The organism is Amycolatopsis xylanica (genome assembly GCF_900107045.1).
Taxonomy (GTDB): domain Bacteria; phylum Actinomycetota; class Actinomycetes; order Mycobacteriales; family Pseudonocardiaceae; genus Amycolatopsis; species Amycolatopsis xylanica.
On sequence record NZ_FNON01000008.1, the window covers coordinates 336,858 to 355,825 of the forward strand.

21 protein-coding genes are annotated in these 18,968 nt (G+C 69.6%); 7 read left to right on the top strand and 14 right to left on the bottom strand.

Going from position 1 to position 18,968, the window contains the following annotated elements; translation table 11 throughout:
* The first annotated feature begins 6 nt into the window (after window positions 1–6).
* Complete coding sequence (locus BLV57_RS33045) at window positions 7–687, top strand: methyltransferase domain-containing protein (protein WP_245757624.1); 681 nt, start codon at window positions 7–9, stop codon at window positions 685–687.
* 294 nt (window positions 688–981) lie between these two features.
* On the opposite strand, the gene BLV57_RS33050 is transcribed toward BLV57_RS33045, so the two are convergent.
* Window positions 982–1,446: a M15 family metallopeptidase gene (locus tag BLV57_RS33050; RefSeq protein ID WP_091295828.1), complete on the bottom strand. Its 465-nt coding sequence runs from the start codon at window positions 1,444–1,446 to the stop codon at window positions 982–984.
* 88 nt (window positions 1,447–1,534) lie between these two features.
* On the opposite strand from BLV57_RS33050, the gene vanR-Sc reads away from it, so the two are divergent.
* Both vanR-Sc and BLV57_RS33060 read left to right on the top strand, forming a co-directional pair.
* Window positions 1,535–2,209 (top strand): VanSc-type vancomycin resistance response regulator transcription factor VanR, encoded by a 675-nt coding sequence (gene vanR-Sc, locus BLV57_RS33055; protein ID WP_091295830.1) that lies wholly within the window; start codon window positions 1,535–1,537, stop codon window positions 2,207–2,209.
* Window positions 2,202–3,278 carry a sensor histidine kinase gene (locus tag BLV57_RS33060; protein WP_218134931.1) on the top strand — a complete coding sequence of 359 codons (1,077 nt, stop codon included), beginning with the start codon at window positions 2,202–2,204 and terminating at the stop codon, window positions 3,276–3,278. The genes vanR-Sc and BLV57_RS33060 overlap by 8 nt, the downstream gene beginning before the upstream one ends.
* Here the strand turns inward: BLV57_RS33060 and BLV57_RS33065 are convergent.
* The 8 genes from BLV57_RS33065 to BLV57_RS33095 all read right to left on the bottom strand — a co-directional run bounded on the left by BLV57_RS33065 (window position 3,250) and on the right by BLV57_RS33095 (window position 10,678).
* On the bottom strand, window positions 3,250–4,350 hold the full coding sequence (locus BLV57_RS33065; protein ID WP_091295833.1) for a UDP-N-acetylglucosamine--N-acetylmuramyl-(pentapeptide) pyrophosphoryl-undecaprenol N-acetylglucosamine transferase: 1,101 nt from the start codon (window positions 4,348–4,350) through the stop codon (window positions 3,250–3,252). The genes BLV57_RS33060 and BLV57_RS33065 overlap by 29 nt on opposite strands.
* The gene (gene vanX / locus BLV57_RS33070) at window positions 4,347–4,964 is read right to left on the bottom strand and encodes a D-Ala-D-Ala dipeptidase VanX (RefSeq protein ID WP_091295835.1); all 618 of its coding nucleotides are present in this window, start codon (window positions 4,962–4,964) and stop codon (window positions 4,347–4,349) included. Before vanX ends, BLV57_RS33065 begins: the two co-directional genes overlap by 4 nt.
* Entirely contained in the window at window positions 4,961–5,998 is a 1,038-nt protein-coding gene (vanA, locus tag BLV57_RS33075) for a D-alanine--(R)-lactate ligase (RefSeq protein WP_091295837.1), read from the bottom strand. Before vanA ends, vanX begins: the two co-directional genes overlap by 4 nt.
* Window positions 5,991–6,950 (bottom strand): D-isomer specific 2-hydroxyacid dehydrogenase family protein, encoded by a 960-nt coding sequence (locus BLV57_RS33080; RefSeq protein WP_218134937.1) that lies wholly within the window; start codon window positions 6,948–6,950, stop codon window positions 5,991–5,993. Before BLV57_RS33080 ends, vanA begins: the two co-directional genes overlap by 8 nt.
* A 159-nt stretch (window positions 6,951–7,109) precedes the next feature.
* Window positions 7,110–8,327 (bottom strand): cytochrome P450, encoded by a 1,218-nt coding sequence (locus BLV57_RS33085; RefSeq protein WP_091295840.1) that lies wholly within the window; start codon window positions 8,325–8,327, stop codon window positions 7,110–7,112.
* Window positions 8,328–8,385: 58 nt separating this feature from the next.
* Entirely contained in the window at window positions 8,386–8,475 is a 90-nt protein-coding gene (locus BLV57_RS44480; protein WP_483860471.1) for a hyalucidin A family RiPP precursor, read from the bottom strand.
* Between the two features lie 5 nt (window positions 8,476–8,480).
* A complete protein-coding gene (locus BLV57_RS33090; protein WP_245757617.1) occupies window positions 8,481–9,590 on the bottom strand; it encodes a cytochrome P450 in 1,110 nt (369 codons plus the stop codon).
* A gap of 254 nt (window positions 9,591–9,844) precedes the next feature.
* Window positions 9,845–10,678 (bottom strand): SCO6745 family protein, encoded by an 834-nt coding sequence (locus BLV57_RS33095; protein ID WP_091295842.1) that lies wholly within the window; start codon window positions 10,676–10,678, stop codon window positions 9,845–9,847.
* A 181-nt stretch (window positions 10,679–10,859) separates the two neighbouring features.
* On the opposite strand from BLV57_RS33095, the gene BLV57_RS33100 reads away from it, so the two are divergent.
* Window positions 10,860–11,684 (top strand): DUF72 domain-containing protein, encoded by an 825-nt coding sequence (locus BLV57_RS33100; RefSeq protein ID WP_091295844.1) that lies wholly within the window; start codon window positions 10,860–10,862, stop codon window positions 11,682–11,684.
* Between the two features lie 9 nt (window positions 11,685–11,693).
* On the opposite strand, the gene BLV57_RS33105 is transcribed toward BLV57_RS33100, so the two are convergent.
* The 4 genes from BLV57_RS33105 to BLV57_RS33120 all read right to left on the bottom strand — a co-directional run bounded on the left by BLV57_RS33105 (window position 11,694) and on the right by BLV57_RS33120 (window position 16,310).
* Entirely contained in the window at window positions 11,694–12,212 is a 519-nt protein-coding gene (locus BLV57_RS33105; RefSeq protein ID WP_091295847.1) for a GNAT family N-acetyltransferase, read from the bottom strand.
* Between the two features lie 67 nt (window positions 12,213–12,279).
* Window positions 12,280–12,927 (bottom strand): YdcF family protein, encoded by a 648-nt coding sequence (locus tag BLV57_RS33110; protein WP_091295849.1) that lies wholly within the window; start codon window positions 12,925–12,927, stop codon window positions 12,280–12,282.
* On the bottom strand, window positions 12,924–13,634 hold the full coding sequence (gene pgeF / locus BLV57_RS33115; protein WP_091295851.1) for a peptidoglycan editing factor PgeF: 711 nt from the start codon (window positions 13,632–13,634) through the stop codon (window positions 12,924–12,926). The genes BLV57_RS33110 and pgeF overlap by 4 nt, the downstream gene beginning before the upstream one ends.
* Before the next feature lie 12 nt (window positions 13,635–13,646).
* Entirely contained in the window at window positions 13,647–16,310 is a 2,664-nt protein-coding gene (locus tag BLV57_RS33120) for a tetratricopeptide repeat protein (RefSeq protein WP_143047208.1), read from the bottom strand.
* A 93-nt stretch (window positions 16,311–16,403) separates the two neighbouring features.
* Here BLV57_RS33120 and BLV57_RS33125 point away from each other — a divergent pair, with 93 nt between their 5' ends.
* A complete protein-coding gene (locus tag BLV57_RS33125) occupies window positions 16,404–16,598 on the top strand; it encodes a DUF397 domain-containing protein (RefSeq protein WP_091295856.1) in 195 nt (64 codons plus the stop codon).
* On the opposite strand, the gene BLV57_RS33130 is transcribed toward BLV57_RS33125, so the two are convergent.
* Window positions 16,567–17,412 carry a helix-turn-helix domain-containing protein gene (locus tag BLV57_RS33130; RefSeq protein WP_091295859.1) on the bottom strand — a complete coding sequence of 282 codons (846 nt, stop codon included), beginning with the start codon at window positions 17,410–17,412 and terminating at the stop codon, window positions 16,567–16,569. The two genes, BLV57_RS33125 and BLV57_RS33130, sit on opposite strands and share 32 nt — an antisense overlap.
* Window positions 17,413–17,513: 101 nt before the next feature.
* Here BLV57_RS33130 and BLV57_RS33135 point away from each other — a divergent pair, with 101 nt between their 5' ends.
* Both BLV57_RS33135 and BLV57_RS33140 read left to right on the top strand, forming a co-directional pair.
* Window positions 17,514–18,245, top strand: coding sequence for a hypothetical protein (locus BLV57_RS33135; RefSeq protein ID WP_091295862.1), 732 nt, complete (start codon window positions 17,514–17,516; stop codon window positions 18,243–18,245).
* Window positions 18,242–18,964: a hypothetical protein gene (locus BLV57_RS33140; RefSeq protein ID WP_091295864.1), complete on the top strand. Its 723-nt coding sequence runs from the start codon at window positions 18,242–18,244 to the stop codon at window positions 18,962–18,964. Before BLV57_RS33135 ends, BLV57_RS33140 begins: the two co-directional genes overlap by 4 nt.
* Window positions 18,965–18,968: the final 4 nt, after the last annotated feature.

Below are 18,968 nucleotides of genomic sequence, written 5' to 3' on the forward strand. Positions count from 1 at the left end.
GCGACGATGCTCGAGTTACTGGACGCTTTCGACGACTTCCCCCAAGCCCGGGTGTTGCGTGAGCGCACCTACGAAGGCCTCACCGGCACGGTCGTCGACGTCGGCTGCGGCAGCGGCCTGGCGGTCGGCGAGCTGGCCGCGCTCGGCGCGACGGCCATCGGCGTCGACCTCGACACGGACATGATCGAGATCGCCGCCGAGCGCTGGCCGGACTGCGAGTTCCACATCGCCGACGTCACCGACCTGCCCTTCGAGGACGGCTCGATCACCGGCTACCGCGCGGACAAGGTCCTGCACGACCTGCCTGACCCCGAGGCGGCCGTCGTCGAGGCGCACCGCGTGCTCGCTGAAGGCGGCCGCGCGATGCTGGTGGCTCAGGACTGGGACGCGTACATGATCGACTCCGACGACCCCGAGCTCACCCGCGACCTGGTCCGCGACCGCGCGGACGGCGTCCAGCACCCATGGGTCGCCCGCCAGTACCGGAACCTCTTGCTGGACAACGGTTTCACCGACGTCACCGCCGAGGTCCACACCATCGTCTGGACCGACGAGGCCGCGCTCCCCATGCTCGCCAACATCGGCGGCCGGGGCCCCTGGCTCGACGAGCAAGCCGCCCGCGCCCGCGAAGACCGCCTCTTCGTCGCGGTCCCCTTCATCCTCACCACCGGCATCAAAGGCTCGTGAGTGTTCTGACCGGTTAGAACCGGCCGTACCACTCACGACCCCCTCTGCCTCGCGATCGCATACACGCGAAACCCGAGTTGGCCACACGCGTGGCAGGGTTGTGCGCGTTGCGGGCGGTTCTAACCGCCCGCAACGCGCACGACCCTCGCTCGTCCGGGGAGCCGCGCCACGCCTGATGCGAGCGAGGCCGCCCAGCCCGGGTCGTGAGTGTTCCGGCCGGTTAGAACCGGCCGCGCCACTCACGACCGCCCCTTCGCTCGTCGTTGCGAGGGACGCAGCATCCGGCACGCCGGTTCAGCGGCGGTTCATTCGCGGATCCGCCGAAGGATCGGCGTACATCGGCGGCGGCCCGTGCTCGATCGCCTCGGGCCGCAGTTCGAAGTGCCAGGGTTCGTTCCGGTAGATCTGGCACAAGCCGTACGCGGCGCCATGCTCGAACAACCACGCCGCGGCGGCGGGTGGCCCGATGTCGACCGCCTGCCCCGACACGTGCGCCGACGTGTCCGGGGTCGCCACCCAGCGAGCGGCCTCCTCCTCCGAGCCGTACCTCGCGACCGCCTCGCGGCGCAGATGTTCCTGGTAGCGCCGGGACCGCCAGCCGCCGTTGACGCGGAACTCGATCCCGAAGTCCGCGGCGACCGTCGCCGCCGCGCGCAGGGCCGCGAGCAGCGCGGGGTCGAGGTTGGCCACGGCCGGGATGGAGTCGAAGACGGTCACGCCGGGCGGGACGGCGCCGAGCGCCGGTTCGGTGTAGGTCATGGCCGTCAGTCAAGGCAACCGGGCATTACCAGGGCGTATCCGGTTTTCGATATGCCGGCGATAGGGCGGGCCCCGTACCGTCCACGGTGTGCGTGTCTTGATCGTCGAGGACGAACCCTATCTCGCGGAAGCGGTTCGCGATGGCCTGCGCCTTGAGGCGATCGCGTCCGACATCGCCGGTGACGGCGACACCGCGCTCGAGCTGCTGAGCGTCAACGCCTACGACATCGCCGTGCTCGACCGCGACATCCCCGGCCCCTCCGGTGACGAGGTGGCCAAGCGGATCATCGCCTCCGGCAGCGGCATGCCGATCCTGATGCTCACCGCCGCCGACCGGCTCGACGACAAGGCGTCCGGGTTCGAGCTCGGCGCCGACGACTACCTCACCAAGCCCTTCGAGCTGCGTGAGCTCGTGCTCAGGCTCAGGGCGCTCGACCGCAGGCGCGCCCACAACCGGCCGCCCGTGCGCGAGATCGCGGGCCTGCGGCTGGACCCGTTCCGCCGCGAGGTCTACCGCGACGGCCGCTACGTCGCGCTGACCAGGAAGCAGTTCGCCGTGCTCGAGGTGCTCGTCGCGGCCGAGGGCGGGGTCGTCAGCGCCGAGGAGCTGCTGGAACGGGCGTGGGACGAGAACGCCGACCCGTTCACCAACGCCGTGCGCATCACGGTCTCGGCGCTGCGCAAACGGCTCGGCGAGCCCTGGCTGATCGCCACGGTGCCCGGCGTCGGCTACCGCATAGACGAGGGCGAACCCGGTGTCTAGGGCACGCGGGCTGAGCGTCCGCCTCAAGCTCACCCTCAGCTACGCCGGGTTCCTCATGGTCGCCGGTCTCCTGCTGCTCGCGGGTGTGCTGGTCTTCTACCTGTACTTCCTGCCCGACGGCTGGATCACCACCGACGCCACCAACTTCTGGATCAACCGCTCGCTCCTCACCCGGGCGTTCCTGCCGTTCATGGGCCTCGTCTTGGTCTTCCTGCTGGTCTTCGGGGTGCTCGGCGGCTGGCTGCTGGCCGGCCGGATGCTCGCGCCGCTGACCCGCATCACCGAGGCCACCCGCACGGTCGCGCGAGGCCGGTTCTCGCACCGGATCCGGCTGCCGGGCCGCAACGACGAGTTCCGCGAACTCGCCGACGCCTTCGACGCGATGCTCGGAAAGCTCGAAGCGCACGTCGCCGAGCAACGCCGATTCGCCGCCAACGCGTCGCACGAGCTGCGCACCCCGCTGACGGTCTCGCGGACGCTGCTCGAGGTGGCCCGCGCCGAGCGCGAGCCGGACGAACTCCTCGACCGCCTGCAGATCGTCAACACGAGGGCGATCGACCTCACCGAGGCACTGCTCCTGCTCAGCCGCGCCGACCAGCGCGCCTTCACCAGCGAGCCCGTCGACCTGTCCCTCAAGGCGGAAGAAGCCGCCGAGACGCTGCTGGCGCTCGCGGAAGAACGCGGCGTCACCATCGAGACCACCGGCGACCAGGCGCCGACCGCCGGCTCGCCGTCGCTTCTGCTGCAGCTGACCACGAACCTCCTGCACAACGCGATCGTCCACAACCTGCCCGAGCACGGCACCGTCCACGTCACGACCCACGCCCACCCCGAAACGGTGGAACTCACGGTCGAGAACACCGGCAAGCGGATCTCGCTGGACCTGGCCTCCACGCTGACCGAGCCGTTCCAGCGCGGCACCGAACGCGTCCGCAGCGATCACGTGGGCGTCGGCCTGGGGCTGGCGATCGTCGCCAGCATCACCCGCGCGCACGACGGCACCCTCACCGTGACCCCGAGGGCCGCGGGCGGGCTCACAGTCACCGTGCGACTGCCCGTCGCTCGGTGATCGCGGCGAGCACGTGCCCGGCCAGCACGACGTCCGCGTCGGACGCGCCCGCCGCCGACGCGCGCGCCGCCATCGCCCCGAGCCGCTCGGGATCGGTGAGCAGCGGGATCAAGGTGGCCTCGATCCAGGCCGAATCGAGCGCGGCGTTGTCGACGAGCAGCGCCCCGCCCGCCGCGACGGCGGACATGGCGTTCAGCCGCTGCTCGCCACCACGCAACGGCAGCGGGACGTACGCGGCGGGCAGCCCGACGGCGGCCAGTTCGGCGCACGTCATCGCCCCGGACCGGCAGACCACGAAATCCGCCGCCGCGTAGGCGTACCGCATCTCGTCGACGTACGGGACGACGACGTACGGCGGCTCACCGTCCGGCACCTCCACGGCGTGCCGGGGCCCGGTGATGTGCAGCACCTGCACACCCGCGGCCCGTAACGCCGACGCGGCGCCGGACACCGCGTCGTTGATCGCCTGAGCCCCCTGCGAACCGCCGGTGACCAGCAGCACCGGTCCCTCGGGACACAAACCGAACCGCCGACGGGCCGCGTCACGCGACGCGGCCCGGTCGAGCCCGGTGATCGCCTGCCGCAGCGGGATCCCGATGGCGGTCGCGTGCGCCAGCCGGACGGCGGGCGAGGCGGTGAACACGTGCGTCGTCATCCGCGCCGCCAGCCGGTTGGCGATGCCGGGCCGGGCGTTCGCCTCATGGACGACGATCGGCAGGCCCCGCCGCCGCGCGGCGAGATAAGCCGACATGGCCACATAACCACCGAAGCCGACCACGACCTCGGCACGCACCCGGTCGAGCACCGCCGCGGCGGCCCGCGCCGACCCGGCCAGCCTGCCCGGTGTCCGCAGCAGCGCCGGGTTCAGCTCGCGGGGCAGCGGCACCGGCGGGATGAGTTCGAGCGGGTAGCCACGGGCCGGGATGAGCGTGGTGTCCAGCCCCCGCACGGTGCCGAGAGCGGTGATCTCCGCCGCGGGCTCCAGCCGCCGCAGCGCGTCGGCGAAGTTCATCATCGGCTCGATATGCCCCGCCGAATGACCACCCGCGACCACGACTCGCGGAGCCGTCACGCCGCGGACCCGACGGGAAAGTCGAAGTACGAGTCCGGATACGGCTCGTCCAGCAGCGTGTAGTGCCACCATTCGCGGTCGTAGCGCCGGAACCCGCAAGCCTCCATGATCTCGCAGAGGTGCCGCCGGTTCACGGCCTCGGTCTCCGTGATCCCGCTCGCGCCGTGATGCGAGATCTCATCCATCAGGTCGTGGTCGCCACCCATGGCGGCGAGTTCGCCGGTGTCCAGATGATAGAGCGTCAAGTCGACGGTGCTGCCCCGGCTGTGCCCCGATTTCGCGGCCACATAACCCTTTTCGAACATCTCGGTCTTGTCGATGTTCGGATAGTGCCGCGCCTTCGTCCGGCCGTCCTCCGGCCGGAGCGACCATCGCAGGAAGTTGTCCACGGCGCGCTGCGGCCGGTAGCCGTCCCACAGCAGCAGCCCGAAGCCGAGCGACTCGGCCTTCTCCTGCGCGTCCTCCAGCGCCGCGCACAATGCCTTGGTGCCGACCACGCGATTCGCCAGATAGCCGTCCACCGGCTTGCCGGTGAAGTTGTCCCAGGTGGCGTACTTGGCGTCCCACCGGATCCCGGGCGCGGCCTCGTCGACGAAGACGAAATCCTTGTTCACTGCTGTTTTCCCGTCAACGCCAGCGAAATCATCCGGTCGATCACCTCGCCGAGCGGCAGTCCCGCGGCGGCCATCATCCTCGGGTACCGGCTGTACGAGGTCAGCCCCGGCATGGTGTTGACCTCGTTGAGCGCCACGGTCCCGTCCTCGGTCAGGAACATGTCCACCCGCGCCAGCCCCCGGCACCCCAGCGCGCGGTAGATGGTCTTCGCCGTCTCCTGCACGAGCGTGCGTGCCTCGGCCGAGATGTCCGCCGGAACGATGAACGTCGAGTTCTCCGAACCACTTTCGGGGTTGCTTTCCTGATGGATCTTGAAGAACCCGTGCGAGAGCGCGACCCGGTCCAGCTCCCCCACGATCAGCTCTTGCTCGTTCCCCAGAATGGAACAGCCGATTTCGCTGCCCGCGACAGCTTCCTCGATCAGCACCTTCGAGTCGTACTGCCGCGCGACCTCCACCGCGCCCGCCAGTTCTTCCGCACTCGAAACCTTGCTGACCCCGAAAGAAGACCCCGAACGCGCGGGCTTCACGAAGACGGGATAGAGGAACTGCCCGGGGTCCGCGCTCTCTCCCGGCATGAGCGTCCAGAAGCTCGGCGTCGCGATCCCCGCGCTCTCGACGACCAGATAGGTGAGCGACTTGTCCATGCACAGAGCGGAACTCTGGACATCACAGCCGGCGTACGGAACGCCGGCGAGTTCCAGTAAACCCTGCACCGCACCATCCTCGCCGAGCCTGCCGTGCAGCACCGGCAGCACGACATCGAGCCTGATCGTCTTGTACTGGCCGTCTTCCAGCACCAGCAGCCCGTGGACGGTGCTGTCCGGCGACAGCACGACCGGACGGCTCTCGGTTTCCCAGTCCGCGACGGGACCGTCACAAAGCCGCCAGGCGCCGGTCTTCGTGATCCCGATCCACACCGGCTCGTACTTGTCGAAATCGAGGTGCTTCGCGACCTCTTGCGCGGACTTGACCGAGACGGGATGTTCTTCGGTCGCACCCCCGAAAATGATTCCGACCTTCACCCTATCCATGCTGTTTCCCACTTTCGAAAGTCAGGCAATTGATGAGACTGTTCTCGACGGTGTCGCTCAGCGCGTGATCCGTGTAGTAGGCGGTGTGCGGGGTGATCAGCACATTCGGCATCTCCTGCAGCCGCGCCAGCACGTCGCTTTCCAGCGGCCTGTCACGCCAGTCGGCGTAGAAGATCCCTTCCTCGCCTTCGATGACGTCCAAAGCCGCGCCGCCCAGCTTGCCGCTTTCCAACGCTTCAAGAAGAGCTTCGGCGTCGACAAGCGGCCCACGCCCGGTATTGACCACGAACGCACCGTTTCGCATCTGCGCGATGCGCCGGTGATCGAGCAAGTGATACGTATCCGCGGTGAGCGGAGTATGCAGCGTGACAATGTCGCTCAACTGCAGAAGCTCGTCGAGCGGAACATAATCGGCGGAATTCTGAGGAAGGCAGTCATAGGCCAAAACCCGGCTTCCGAAGCCCCGCAACCGATCCATGACCGCGACCCCGATCCGCCCGGTCCCCACCACCCCGACCGTGAGATCACGCAGCTCTTTCCCGCGCACCTCATGCAGCCGGTAGTCATGGACATCCGCACGCCTGATCGTGGACTTCGCGTTCCTGATGGCCATCAGCATCAACATCACCGTGTAGTCGGCGACACTGTCCGGCGAATAAGCGATGTTCCCCACCGAAATCCCGACGCTCTCCGCGTACTCGACGTCGATGTGGTTGAACCCGATACTCCTCGTGGAGACATACGCGACGCCGACGCGGCTGAGCGCCCGCAGCGTGGCGTTCGTGATCCGGGCCTTGTGCCCGACGCTGACACACCGGTTCCCGGCCGCCAGCCCGGCATTGGCCTCGGTCACCGCGTCCCCGGTGATGGTCGGCAGCACACCACAGCGCGGCGCCAGCTCCCGGAACAGGGCGGCCTCGTCCGGCCCGCACCCATAGATCGTGATGCCCATCGCCGTACCGGCCGCGGACACCGGCGACCGCGTGCGCAGCCCCGTCGACCGCCCCAGTTCGCTGTAGCTCATGCCGCCCAGCCAACCCGGCACGACGTTGCCACCACGTATCCGCTTTTCGATACGCCCGCAATATGCTACCGCCGAGTAACCTCGACCCTAGCCCCGAATGGACACTCGGCCGTCGAAGCCGAGCGGCACCGGCACGGGGCCGATCGCCATCGCAGGCTCGGCCGTCTCCAGCAGGTCGATCCGATAGGTCGTGACCAGCAAACGGCACAGCAGCACGAGCTGGCACAGGCCGAGCCCGGCGCCCACGCACGCGGTCGGCGCCCAGCCGAACGGCACATAATGCTGTCCGCCCGCCGGGCCGTGCGGCGCCCCGGGCAGCCAGCGGTCGGGGTCGAACACTTCCGGGTCCCGCCAATGCCTCGGGTCCTGGTGCACCATCGCGGGGCTGAGCACGAAGTGCTGGCCGACCGCGAGATCGTGCCCCGCCACCCGCATCGGGGTGCGCACGCTGCGGGTCAGCATCGTCGGCGAGGTCCAGCGGCGCAGCACCTCCTTCACGAACCGGTGCGCCACCGGCGCGGACCGGGTGCCGGAGCGATACAGCTCGGCAAGGCTCACGGCCGCGAACTCGGCGGCGAGCCGGTCCGCCCAGTCCGGGCGGCCGACCAGCTCGTACATCACGCAGCCGGCGGCCGCGCCCGGCGGGCCCGCGATCGCGGTGAGCACGGCGGTGACGGCGTCGACAGCCCGGTCCATGCCGAGCTCATCGAGCAGGCAGGCGATCGGCTGCGTGAGATCCGCCCGCGCCGCACCGGCGTCGCGAGCCCGGCGGCGCAGTGCGCGGCGGACCACCAGCCCGGCCTTGACCTGGATCGACACGGGCCGCCATGACCGCCACCACGGCGGATCCTCCGCGTCCTCGCCCAGCAGCCTGGCGAGTTTCGCGATCGCGTCTTCACTGATCTTCGCGCTGTCCGATGTGGAGAGTCCGTCGAGCACGATCGGTAGCAGGGAACGGAAACTGACCTCGTGCGCGAGCCACGGCAGGTTCACCGGCGCGCCCGTCCGCGCGCGCAGCAGCGAGTCCATCCGGGCGTCCAGCGCCGCCAAGCCCTGTTCGCCGCCGAGGGTGCGCAGCTGGGTCATCCACGCCGACCGCACGCGTTTCCACGAGACCGGCGTACTCGGCCGGCGAAGCAGCAGGTCGCGCAGGCGGTCGGGCAGGGTGAGATCGGCGAAGTTGTCGGTGTTGGCCTGGGCGGCGGCATCGGCGTCGAACACCATCAGCTGCCGCTCGGTCTGCCAGAACACGCCGCCCGCGGCCGCGCTCGGCCCGCGCAGGTCGCGCAGCACATCGGTGTCCATCGGTACTCCGGTCGCCGGGGGCGGGGAGCGGACCGTGCGGCCGCTCCCCGCCGGTCGGTCAGATGTGGTGGTAGTAGTACCAGCGGTAATGCCGGTCGGACTTGCGGATGTTCAGCGCGGACAGCGTGGCGCGGAAGATCTTCGACAAGGTGCTCACCTCCCCTCGGGCAGGGAAACCAGGACCAGGGTGAACTTCGGTGGCGCGAGCGCCGCCGAGACCTGGGGCCGCGGCGACGCGGCGGCGACCTCGAGCCGGTAGGCCGAGGTGATCAGCCCGACGAGAGCCTCGACCACCTGCGTCGCGACGCCGGCGCCGGTGCAGGCGTGCGGTCCCCAGCCGAACGGGATGAACGCCTCCTGCCCCGCGCCCGAGGCCCACCGGTCCGGCCGGAACTCGTCCGGTTCGCTCCAGTGCGCGGGATCCCGGTGCACGAGGTAACTGCACACGACGACCTCGTCGGCGGGCTTCGCGGTGTGCGAGGCGAGCTGATGCTCCCGGGTGGGGACACGGCCGAACTGCCACGCCACCGGCCACAGCCGCAGCGCCTCGCGCACCACCCAGGCGGGGTGCGCGGGCTCGGACGCCGCCGTGCCCACGAGGTAGAGCGACCAGCCGAGCAGGAACCCGACCGAACCGGCGACCGCGAACAGGCAGGACAGGAAGACCTCGGCGAGGTCGGCGTCCCGCGTGCGCGCGGTCGCCGCGTCCGCGACGACGTCCAGCAGATCGGCGGGCTCGGCAGGGCGCCGAGCCCGCCGGGCGGCGAGCTCGGCGCCCAGAACCCGGGTCACGCGGGCGCGGAACCGGTGACGGGCGAGCCGGGAATACCGCTCGCGCGCCCCGGCCAGCACCGCCCGTTCGACGACCTGGTCCACCGTCTCCCGCAAGGCGGCCGAAGGCGTGTCCCCGATCAGCGCCGGGCGGAAATGCTCGTACACCAACCGGTTTCCCGCGTCCGGCCAGTCACCGCCGGGCGCCAGCCGGGAGACGAGCGCGGGCAGTTCGCCCGCGTGGGCGGCGGCGTACCGCCGCAGCAGCACCCGCGCCGCCCGTCCGATTTCGACCTGCGCCGACCGCGGGGCGAACATTCCCGTCCTGATCCGGAAGAAATCGGAATGCTCCCGGAAAAGACCGTCGTTGTTCGCCAATATCTCTTTCGCGAGCACCGGATCGGAAACGTAGATCTCACCCCGGCGCCGGGTGAACACCGAGCCGCGATCGTGCCGGAGTTTCCGGAGCACGTCCAGCGGATCAGCCGTCATGCGCACTCCTCGGAGAAACCCGGCAGGCAAAGGAAAACTGCCGCTCAGCTAACCTCCGCCGCCAAGAGGCTGTCAATACCCCTTCACACTGGCGGCCGAATGGGCTCCGAGCGCTTTCCTGCGTTCAGTTGCGGTTATTCTCGGCCAAATGGCGTCACCCGGAATTGCTTGGTGTCCGACCACTCGCTCTGCGTATCCGAACCCATTTCCGGATACGATGAATAGCATTCCCGCGACGGTATTTTTCCCGTCCGCTACCACGGGTAGCTCTTCTGGAGTGCCGCCGAGATCGGCCCGAGGTCGGCCGCGAGCTGCTCGATCTCAGCAGGGCTCAGAGCGTTGTACGGGGCCTCCGCGAGCCGATCGGTCAGCGCCTCGACCCGCTCCTTGGTGGCCCGGCCCTCGGCGGTGAGCCACCCGTCGGCCCCGATGAGCCCGCGGGCGCGCATACCGTCGATGACCGCGTCCAGCTGCGCGGCGGGCAGGTGATGGACCCGGCCGAACTTGTGCGCCGGCATGTCCATGGACAGCGCGAAGAGCACGTGGGCCTCGGTCCCGCCGATACCCTCGGTCAGCAAAGCGGCGTTGTGACCGTCACCGCGGTGCTCACGCACCAGGTTGGCCGCGTGCCACAGCCGGGCCACGGGCTCCTCCGGCACCGGCAGCGCGCGCACGGCCGCGTAGAGGGCACGCCCCTCCACCGGCGCGCTGGTCGCCGCCCGCGTCAGCAGCTCGGCGGCCCGCGCGACACTCGGGTCGTCGGCGAGGTCCCCGAGGATCCGCCGGATCGCCGAGGCACAGCCCCGCTCGCGCGCCTCCAACGCCGCCTCGGGCGTGGTCAGGTCCCACACCTTCGGCAGGTGGCGCGCCACCTCCCCCGGCGCGAAGTTGTAGAAGATCGCGTGAATCACCTCGGCGGGCGCCGCCGGACCGAACGGCGCGGCCCGCCCGGCGAAGTAGGCGTCCCACTGATTGCGCAGGCCCAGCGCCATCAGGGCGTCGTCGGCCCCATCGGCGAGGTAGGGCACGAGGCCAATGGGCTCGACCAGGTCGAACATGCGGCGGGCGACGGGCTCCGGGTGCGACATCTCATCCCCTGTGGTGGGTCGTGGCGGCGCTCTCGTGGCGGCCGCTCACCTACTCCACGATCGGCATACGCGGCATTCGACATCCGGTCCGAGAAATTTTCTCCGAGGTCACCCAGGTAATAATTTCACCCACGACCGAGGGGAGCTGACACCAGTGCCACGTCTTCACGTCGGCTGCGCGATGTGGACTCACAAGGCATGGCCGGGACGCTTCCTGCCGCAGTCACTGCCCGCCAAGGAGCGCCTGCGGGCCTACGCGGGCTGGTGCAACGCGGTCGAAGGCAACACCACCTTCTACGCGACCCCCACCCGCGACACGGTCACGACCTGGGCCCAGCAGACCGGCCCCGACTTCCGGTTCGTCCTGAAAATCCCCAAGGTCGTCACCCACGAGCGCCGCTTCACCGCGGTCGAGACCGAGATGCGCGCCTTCCTGGACGCGATCGAGCCCGTCGCCGACCGAGCGGTCCTCTGGACCCAGTTACCCAGCTCGTTCGGCCCATCGGACGTCGAAGCCCTCACCCGCTTCCTCCGCCGCCTCCCCGCCAACCGCCACCGCGCGGTCGAGGTCCGCCACCCGGCATTCTTCACGGACGCCAACGCGACCTCACTGCTGGAAGATGCACTCGCCGTAGCACAGGCCGAGTGGGTCCCCTTCGACACCACAGTCTTCTTCCAAAGCCCGCCGACCAGCGAAGCCGAGCAGGACGCCTGGGCCAAGAAACCCCGCCTCCCCCGGCGCACGCTGGCGCTGACCGGCCAGCCGATCGTCCGCTACCTGGGCCGCGACTCCGTCGAGGAGACGGTCAAGGGCTGGCAGCCCTGGTCCGAGCTGGTCGCCGGCTGGCTGAGCGAGGGCCGGTCGCCGACGGTGTTCCTCCACACCCCCGACAACAACGAGGCCCCCGCCTTGGCCCGCCGGTTCCACGACGACGTGCGAGCGCTGGTCCCCGATCTCGAGCCATTGCCCGAGCCGGAGCCGATCGAGCCCGCGACGCTGTTCTGAGCGTTTCGCTCAAGGGGCGAGCAATCCCAGAATGACCAGGTCGATGAATTCCCCGTTCACCCAGGCGGCGCCGCGCAAGGTTCCTTCGAGCGCGAACCCCGTCTGCTCGGCCGCCCGGATCATCCCGGCATTGTGGGCCAGCGTCTCGATCTGTAACCGGTGCAGGCCGCGCACCGCGAAGCCGTAGTGGCACAGCACCCGCACCACGTCGGTGCTCAGCCCACGACCACGGAAGGCCGGACGCAGCGAGAGTCCGAGGTGGGCTGTCCTGTTGTGCACATCGATGCCCCACAACAGCGCCTCACCCACCAGTTCGTCATCGGCGAGCTGCACGACTGAGAAGGCGACCACCTCGTCGGAGGGATCGGCGACGGCATAGGGCGACACAGCGGAACCCGGTGCGATGGGGCGCCACGGGCGTGAGCTGGCCAGTGCCTGCGTCGCGACATCGTCATAAAGCTCGGCGTGCAGAACAGGAACGTCGGTCTCGTGCCGGGCCCGCAACCCGACCTTGTCACCACGGAGCATCCCGTGTTCTTACCCGACGTGATCGAGCAGGACCAACCCGTTTTAATCGAACGCCATCACGAGGCTTTCAGGTGAGGACGTAGCGGTCGAAACCCAGCGCCACCAATCGCTCGTACGCGGCCCAGACAGCGGCCGGAATTTCCATCGGGGCCTGAAAACCGCGTTCGGCGTAGACCTTGATGCGCTGGAGGTCGCCGACCAGCAGCTCGATCGTGCGCGACTCCGAAACGTCGCCTTCGGTATAACCGGGCAGCGTGACGTCGGCCGTGCTGACCAGCCAGTCCACCTCGGGCCACTGCTTGCGTGCGGTCGCGACCGCACGCCTGGCCATGTACGGCTTGGCCACCAGTATCGCCCGCCGGACCTCGACGCCACGCGCTTCGAGCAGCGACCGGGTGCGGGTGATGTTCTCGCCGGTGTTGGTCGCCTCCTCCTCCAGCACCATCGCGGAACGGGGAACGCCAAGGCGTTCGGCGACGCCCGCGAACACCGAGGCTTCGGTCTCCGCCCAGGTTTCGGTGACCTTGCCCCTGCCACCCGAGAGCGCGACGAGCGGCGCCCAGCCGTCATGCCACACCCGGGCGGCGTGCTCGGCGACGCGGACGTCGTGACTGCCGAGCACCAGGATGACGTCGCTCTTCTCCAGCTCGGGCGCGAGCCGGTGGTACTCCCAGAGCACACCGGCGAGCGCGCGGACCTCAGCGGTGATGGTCATGCGTCCAGCCAGATGTAGGCGGCGAACCGGCCGGTTCGCCGGTCGCGCCGATACGAATAGAGCTCCGCGGATTCGATCGTGCACCGATCGTCGTGCCGGACGTCGCCGACGCCCGCCGACGCGAGCTGCGCGACGATACCGGCCCGGATGTCCAGCGACGGCTTACCTTCGCGCGTGGCCGACCACGCTTCCGGCAGCACGGCGGTGAATTCCGCGCGCACCTCATCGGAAAGCTCGTAGCAGCCACCACACGCCGACGGCCCCACGAGCGCGACCATCCCGGCGGGATCGGCGCCCCGCGCAGCCATGGCCCGGACCAGCGCGGGGACAACGCCTGCCGCCGTGCCTGCCCGGCCGGAGTGCGCCGCGCCGACCAGGCCGCCGCCCGCGATCAGCACCGGCGCGCAGTCGGCGACCAGCACGCCCAGCGCCAGGCCCGGCTGATCGGTGAAGATCGCGTCCAGCTCCGGCGCGTCCGCGCCGTACGGCCCGGTCACATACCCGACGTCCGCGCTGTGCACCTGCCGCATGAACACCACCCGCGCGGGGTCGATGCCCAGTTCCACCGCGGTCTTCGCCCGGTTGGCCAGCACGGTCCGCGCGTCATCACCGACCGCGCCGCCGAGATTGCGGCTGCCGAACGGCGCGGTGCTCCCGCCGCCATGCCGATCGGTGATCGCGACCTGGACTCGGTCAGTCAGCAGCAACCGCGGTTCCTTTCACTCGGCACCGAGGCTATCAAGCAGCTCTTCGAGCCGTTTCGTCGTACGCGCGCCCAGATCCGCGCTCAACGCCCTCGCCCGTTCCGCGTACGCGCGAGCGTCCTGGTGCTCCCCCACGGCGAGCAGGCACCCCGCGATCTCCGTCAACGCGCCGGCCTCCCCGCCTCGGCTATGCACATCGGAGCGGTAGGTCTCCAGCGATTCACGAGCCAGCTCAAGCGCTTCGCCAGGTCTGCCCGATTCACGGAGCACGGTGGCGAGCTGCCTCAGCGCGCCCGCCGTACCGAACCACGCCCGCGTCGACCGGTAGATGCCGAGTGCCTCGCGCAGCTGTGCCTCGGCATCGGCGAGCTTGCCGAGATCGGCGTTCAGCCCGGCCGCGACCCGGAGCACATCGGCCACGCCACCCGGGTTCCGGATCGTGGAGAAAATGGCCGCCGCCTCTTCCAGCAACGGCATCGCGTCATCCGGACGACCGGCCTGCACCAGTGCGGAGGCCATGTTGTTGAGCGTGTTGGCGATCCCGCGTTGATCACCGGCGTCCTGATAGACCTCCAACGCGCGCGGATAGCACTCCAGCGCCGCGTCGTAGTCTTCCCGCATCCGGTGGATCACCCCGATGTTGGCGAGGCTGCGTGCCTCCCCCAACGCGTAATTCAGGCTTCGGTACCGCTCGATGGCCTGCCGGTGGTGGTCGAGTGCCACCGGGTACTCGCCGACGACCCGGTGCACCATCGCGATCAGGTAATGCGACTCCGCCTGACCGTAGACGTCGCCGAGCTCGGTGTGCTCGGCCAGCGCGCGCCGGTGCTCCTCGAGCGCGCGGCCGTTCTGCCCGTTCATGCGGTGGCCGACGCCCGCGCGGTTGAGCATGTCCGCGGCTGCGACCAGATCGCCGAGCCGGAGGTAATGTTCCCGCGCGCCAAGGAATCCGTCGATCGCGGCGGCGTGGTTGCCGTGCGCGTTGTTGATGTCGCCGATGCGCGCGGTCATGTCGGCGACGGCCTGCGGGTCGTTGCCGATGCTGGCCACGCTCAGCCCGAGCCCGTACTGGTTGCCCGCGTCGGCGAGGTTGGCGCGCAGCCCGAGATAGTGCGCGATGGCGCGGGGAATCCGCCAGAAATACGGCTGCAGGTCGAACTCCGCCGCCATGCTCCGGCAGCGCAACAGGTTGTCCAGCTCCAGGTCGCACCAGCTGATCGCGGCCTGCTCGGAGTCGAACGACCTGGCCAGCGCGGGCACCTCGGTAACCTCGTCCTTGACCGGCCGGTGCGGCACCAGCGTGGCGTGCGCGGTCAGCGCGGTGTGCAGATAGCAGTCCAGCGCGCGGGCGGTGGCACGCTTGCGGTCCGGCCGTGGATCGGTCTCGCTCGCGCATTCCCTGGCGAACTGGCGCAGCAGGTCGTGCAGCCGGTACCGGTGCCGCGCGGGCTCACGCACCAGGCTGTACTCGACGAGCCGGTCCATCGCGTCCCGCCCGGCCGCCGGGCCGACCCCGCCGAGCGCCACCGCGACCGGCAGCCCGAGTTCACCGGGAACGTGCAGGCCGAGGCGCCGGAACACGATCTGCTCCGCCTCGGTCAGCCGCCGGTACGACAGCTCGAACGCCGCGCGGACCGACTTGTTCTCCGCACGCATCGCGCGCAGCCTGGTCTGCTCGTCCCTGAGTTCGTCGGCCATGTCGGCGACCGTCCAGCCGGGGCGCGCGGCCAGCCCGGCGGCCACCACCCGGATGGCGAGCGGCAGCCCGCCGCAGAGCCGGACGATCTCGTCGATGATCGCCGGATCGTCGCCGGGGCGCCGCGCGACGCCGGTGAACAACGCGACGGCGGGCTCGTGCGGCAGCACGTCGAGGCTGTAGCTCGCGGCGCCGCGGATGCGCAGACCGTCGAGACGGCGGCGGCTGGTCACCAGCACGAGTGAGCCGGTCGAGCCGGGAAGCAGCTGTTCCACCTGCTCGGTGGACGATGCGTTGTCGAGCACCACCAGCAGCCGTTTGCCGACCAGCGCGGCCCGCCAGACCTCGCCCCACTCGGCGTCACCCGACGGCTGGCTGGCCGGGCTCTTCTTGAGCATGGAAAGCAGGCGCGCCAACGCCTGCGACGGCTCGAGCTCCTCGTCGGTGTTGGCCTGCAGGTCGATGAACAACTGCCCATCCGGGTAGCGCCCCGCGAGCCGCCGAGCCAGTTCGACGGCCAGCGTCGTCTTGCCGATGCCCGCCATCCCGTCGATCGCGAGCACCGTCTTCGCGGTGACGAGCGCTTCCAGCTCGTCGAGCTCGTCCTGCCGTCCGGTGAAGTCCGGATCGGCGCCGATCAGCGTGTTCACCCCCTGCGCCTGCTTTTTCCGGCGGGCGCCGGAAACGCGGAACCAGGCGTTCGCCCATTCGCGCTGTTCTTCGCCGGTGGCGCCGAGCGCGATCACCATCGCGTCGAGCGTTTCCGACGGCACCAGCGTTTTCCCGCTGACATAGCTGTGCACAGTGGATTTACTCGACGGCGGCAGGCCGAGGCGTTTGGCCAATTCGGCCAGGCTGACCTTGGGTTTCCCGCTGCCCCGCGCGGCGCGCGCGGACAGCAGTGCGAGTTCGCGGACCAGGTCGTCCAGCTTTTCGACGCGCCGTGGATCGGGCCCATCGGTGTCTGCTGGACCGCTGCTCACATCACCCTCCCCGCTGGAGATCATACGTCCGGAATCGTCCGGGAACGTCCCGGATCGGCCGTCCCGGACGCCGATCGCGCGCCTACTGACGCCATGAACTCAACCGATTTCCCCAGCGCTCGATGGTTCAAGAGCAGCCGCTGCCTCGGTGCGACCGACTGTGTCGAGGTCGCTTTCCTGCCCGGTGGTGTCGCGGTGCGCGATTCCAAGGATCCCGGACCGGCCTTCGGTCTCAGCACCAGGCAATGGGCGGCGTTCACCGATGCGTGCCTGCGATCTCCGCGATGAACTCCGCCGATTCGGCCGGGCCGAGCGCGAGCGCGCCGACCCGGTCGAAGGTCGAGACGTAGCGGGCGACGCGGTCGGGATCGTGGATCAACTGCGCCTCGGTGAGATTGTTGGTATAGGCCACTTCCGGGTCCTCCGGGTCGGCGAAGCCGAGCACGATGAAGCCACCCGACTGCGCCGGATGCATCCCGGCGGCCAGTGGCAGCACGCGGACCGTCACGTCCGGCGCCGCCGCCCGCGCGATGAGCGATTCCAGCTGCGGACCCATGATCCCGGGCGCCGGTCTGCGCAACGCGGTCTCGTCGATGACGACCGAAAGCCGAGGCGGGTTCGCCCGGCGGAGGATCGCCTGCCGGGCGTGCCGCAGCTCGGCGAGCCGTTCGGCTTCGTCCTCGGTCGACCCGTACGCCAGCGCCAGCGCGTGTGCGTACTCGCGCGTCTGCAGCAGACCGGGGATCCACGAAGGCTGGTACTCGCGGATCTCGGTGGCCTCCTCCTCGTAGCCGACGTAGTGGTCGTAGCCGTCGAAGATGATGTCGGCGTAGGTGCGCCACCAGTCACGCTGACGCTGCCCGCGCGCCACCGAGAGCAGGGCCGTCTGCCGCGCGCCGAGCACGCGGTAGCAGTCGAGCATCTCGCGCAGATCGGGCGGGCGGACCGCGACTTGCCCGGTCTCGATGCGGCTCAGCTTGGCGGCCGAACAGTCCAGCCGTGCCGCCACCTCGTCCAGCGTCTTGCCCGCCTGTTCGCGCAGCCTGCGCAGTTCTTTACCCAGCCGGGCGCGGCTGGTCACCTGATCGGCCGAACCAGTCATGACGCTGAGTGCAAAACCCGGAAAAATGCAAACCTTGCAGGTTTCCGGCCTCGGCGATACCTTGATTTCATCGTGCAAGTCTTGCATAAAGAGGGGTTTTGATGAGCGAGGGCCTGCGCAAGCTGATCGAGGACCGCCTACCCGGGCTGATCGAGGACCACACGTCCTACCGAGTGCTGCAGTGGGTGTTCTGGCCGGTCACGGCGCTGTTGACGCTGGCGTTCGTCGCGACCGACCCGGTGTCCGGGTCGCTGATCATGGGCGCGCCGCTCCTGCTGATCGCACTCACTCGCCGGCAGGGGCTGGGCAAGGTACCCAAGCTGATCCTGATGGCCACCGCGGTGCTGTCGATCGTCCCCGCCGCGTTCCTCGGCCGGTACGAAGCGTCCGAGGAGCTGTCGACCGGCCTGATCTTCTTCGGCTTCGTGGTGTTCCTGGTCTGGGTGGCGGCGTTCCCGACAATGCTCGACAAAATCGACGACCTCCACCATTCCGTACGGAAGCCGGGTACGGACGAGTGGTACCGCGACGATCGCGCCGTCCACCGTGTGCTGCTGATCAGGCTGTGGATGGCGACGATCATCATGGTGATCGTCGGCGGGTTCGTCGCACCCGTCCTGTGCTTCGCCGCGCTGGTGTTCCGGCGCCGCTGGACCGCCGCCGTCGCCGGGATCGCCTGCGTGGTGGATGCCCTTGTCTCCTATCGATACGGCGCTTTCGAGTTCACCTCCGAGCCGATCGAGATCGTCGCGGGGCTGCTTGCCGGGCAACAGTGGAAGCAGGCGTTCTCGCACCCGCTCTGGGACCCGCGCGACCAGGTCGTCTACCTGTGACCGGCGCCGAATGGGTCCGCTCCGCGCTGGCTTCGATGCCGATGCCCCAAGCGCCGTCGGCCGGGCCATGGGATTGCTCGGCCGCGGCGTTGATCGCGCCCCGCCTGCCCGCGGGCGTCCGGCGGGTGGCCGGTTCGCTGGACCGCTTCGGCGCGGTACGGCTGAGCCCATGGCACATCGGGATCGACACCACGCGGGCGGTGCCGTGGCAGGCTGTGCTCGAGGTCAGGACCCGGCCGCTGCTCGACGTCATCGCGACCACGATCGGCGAGCAGGCCGCCAAGTTCGCTCCGCCGGTGCCCGGGATGCGGTACGCCGCGAACAAGGTGCTGCCCTATGTCGCCAACACGATCGCGTCGACTCTGCTCGTCTCGCTGCTCGACCGGCACGACGGGGCCGCCGTCGCCCAAGTTCCTTACGCGATAACGGTTCGCGGCAGGCGGAAACCGGAGACCACCACCGCGGGTCCGGTGTCCGCCGCCATCCTCTGCCTGCCGCAGGTGTCGGCCTGCCTGATCACCACGGCCGGGTGCTACGGGATCCCGATCGTCGGCGCGCAGGCGACCCTGCCGCCAGGCAGCGTCCACAGATTCGCCGAAAAACTACGCGACCGCGCGACCCAAGGAGGATCAGACGACCACACGGCCATCCCCGCCCAGGCTCCCGGACATCGACGAGGTGGGCCGGCTTTCCGATCCCGGCCAGGCCTGCACCGCTGACGTC

What these genes read in the sequence shown, in the direction of transcription:
- BLV57_RS33100 (WP_091295844.1), top strand. Translation starts at nt 10,860, where the DNA reads ATGTGGACTCACAAGGCATGGCCGGGACGCTTCCTGCCGCAGTCACTG.
- BLV57_RS33135 (WP_091295862.1), top strand. Translation starts at nt 17,514, where the DNA reads ATGAGCGAGGGCCTGCGCAAGCTGATCGAGGACCGCCTACCCGGGCTG.
- BLV57_RS33130 (WP_091295859.1), bottom strand. Translation starts at nt 17,412, where the DNA reads ATGACTGGTTCGGCCGATCAGGTGACCAGCCGCGCCCGGCTGGGTAAA.
- BLV57_RS33045 (WP_245757624.1), top strand. Translation starts at nt 7, where the DNA reads ATGCTCGAGTTACTGGACGCTTTCGACGACTTCCCCCAAGCCCGGGTG.
- BLV57_RS33085 (WP_091295840.1), bottom strand. Translation starts at nt 8,327, where the DNA reads ATGGACACCGATGTGCTGCGCGACCTGCGCGGGCCGAGCGCGGCCGCG.
- BLV57_RS33105 (WP_091295847.1), bottom strand. Translation starts at nt 12,212, where the DNA reads ATGCTCCGTGGTGACAAGGTCGGGTTGCGGGCCCGGCACGAGACCGAC.
- BLV57_RS33125 (WP_091295856.1), top strand. Translation starts at nt 16,404, where the DNA reads ATGAACTCAACCGATTTCCCCAGCGCTCGATGGTTCAAGAGCAGCCGC.
- BLV57_RS33095 (WP_091295842.1), bottom strand. Translation starts at nt 10,678, where the DNA reads ATGTCGCACCCGGAGCCCGTCGCCCGCCGCATGTTCGACCTGGTCGAG.
- vanA (WP_091295837.1), bottom strand. Translation starts at nt 5,998, where the DNA reads ATGGATAGGGTGAAGGTCGGAATCATTTTCGGGGGTGCGACCGAAGAA.
- BLV57_RS33080 (WP_218134937.1), bottom strand. Translation starts at nt 6,950, where the DNA reads ATGGGCATCACGATCTATGGGTGCGGGCCGGACGAGGCCGCCCTGTTC.
- BLV57_RS33090 (WP_245757617.1), bottom strand. Translation starts at nt 9,590, where the DNA reads ATGACGGCTGATCCGCTGGACGTGCTCCGGAAACTCCGGCACGATCGC.
- BLV57_RS33050 (WP_091295828.1), bottom strand. Translation starts at nt 1,446, where the DNA reads ATGACCTACACCGAACCGGCGCTCGGCGCCGTCCCGCCCGGCGTGACC.
- BLV57_RS33110 (WP_091295849.1), bottom strand. Translation starts at nt 12,927, where the DNA reads ATGACCATCACCGCTGAGGTCCGCGCGCTCGCCGGTGTGCTCTGGGAG.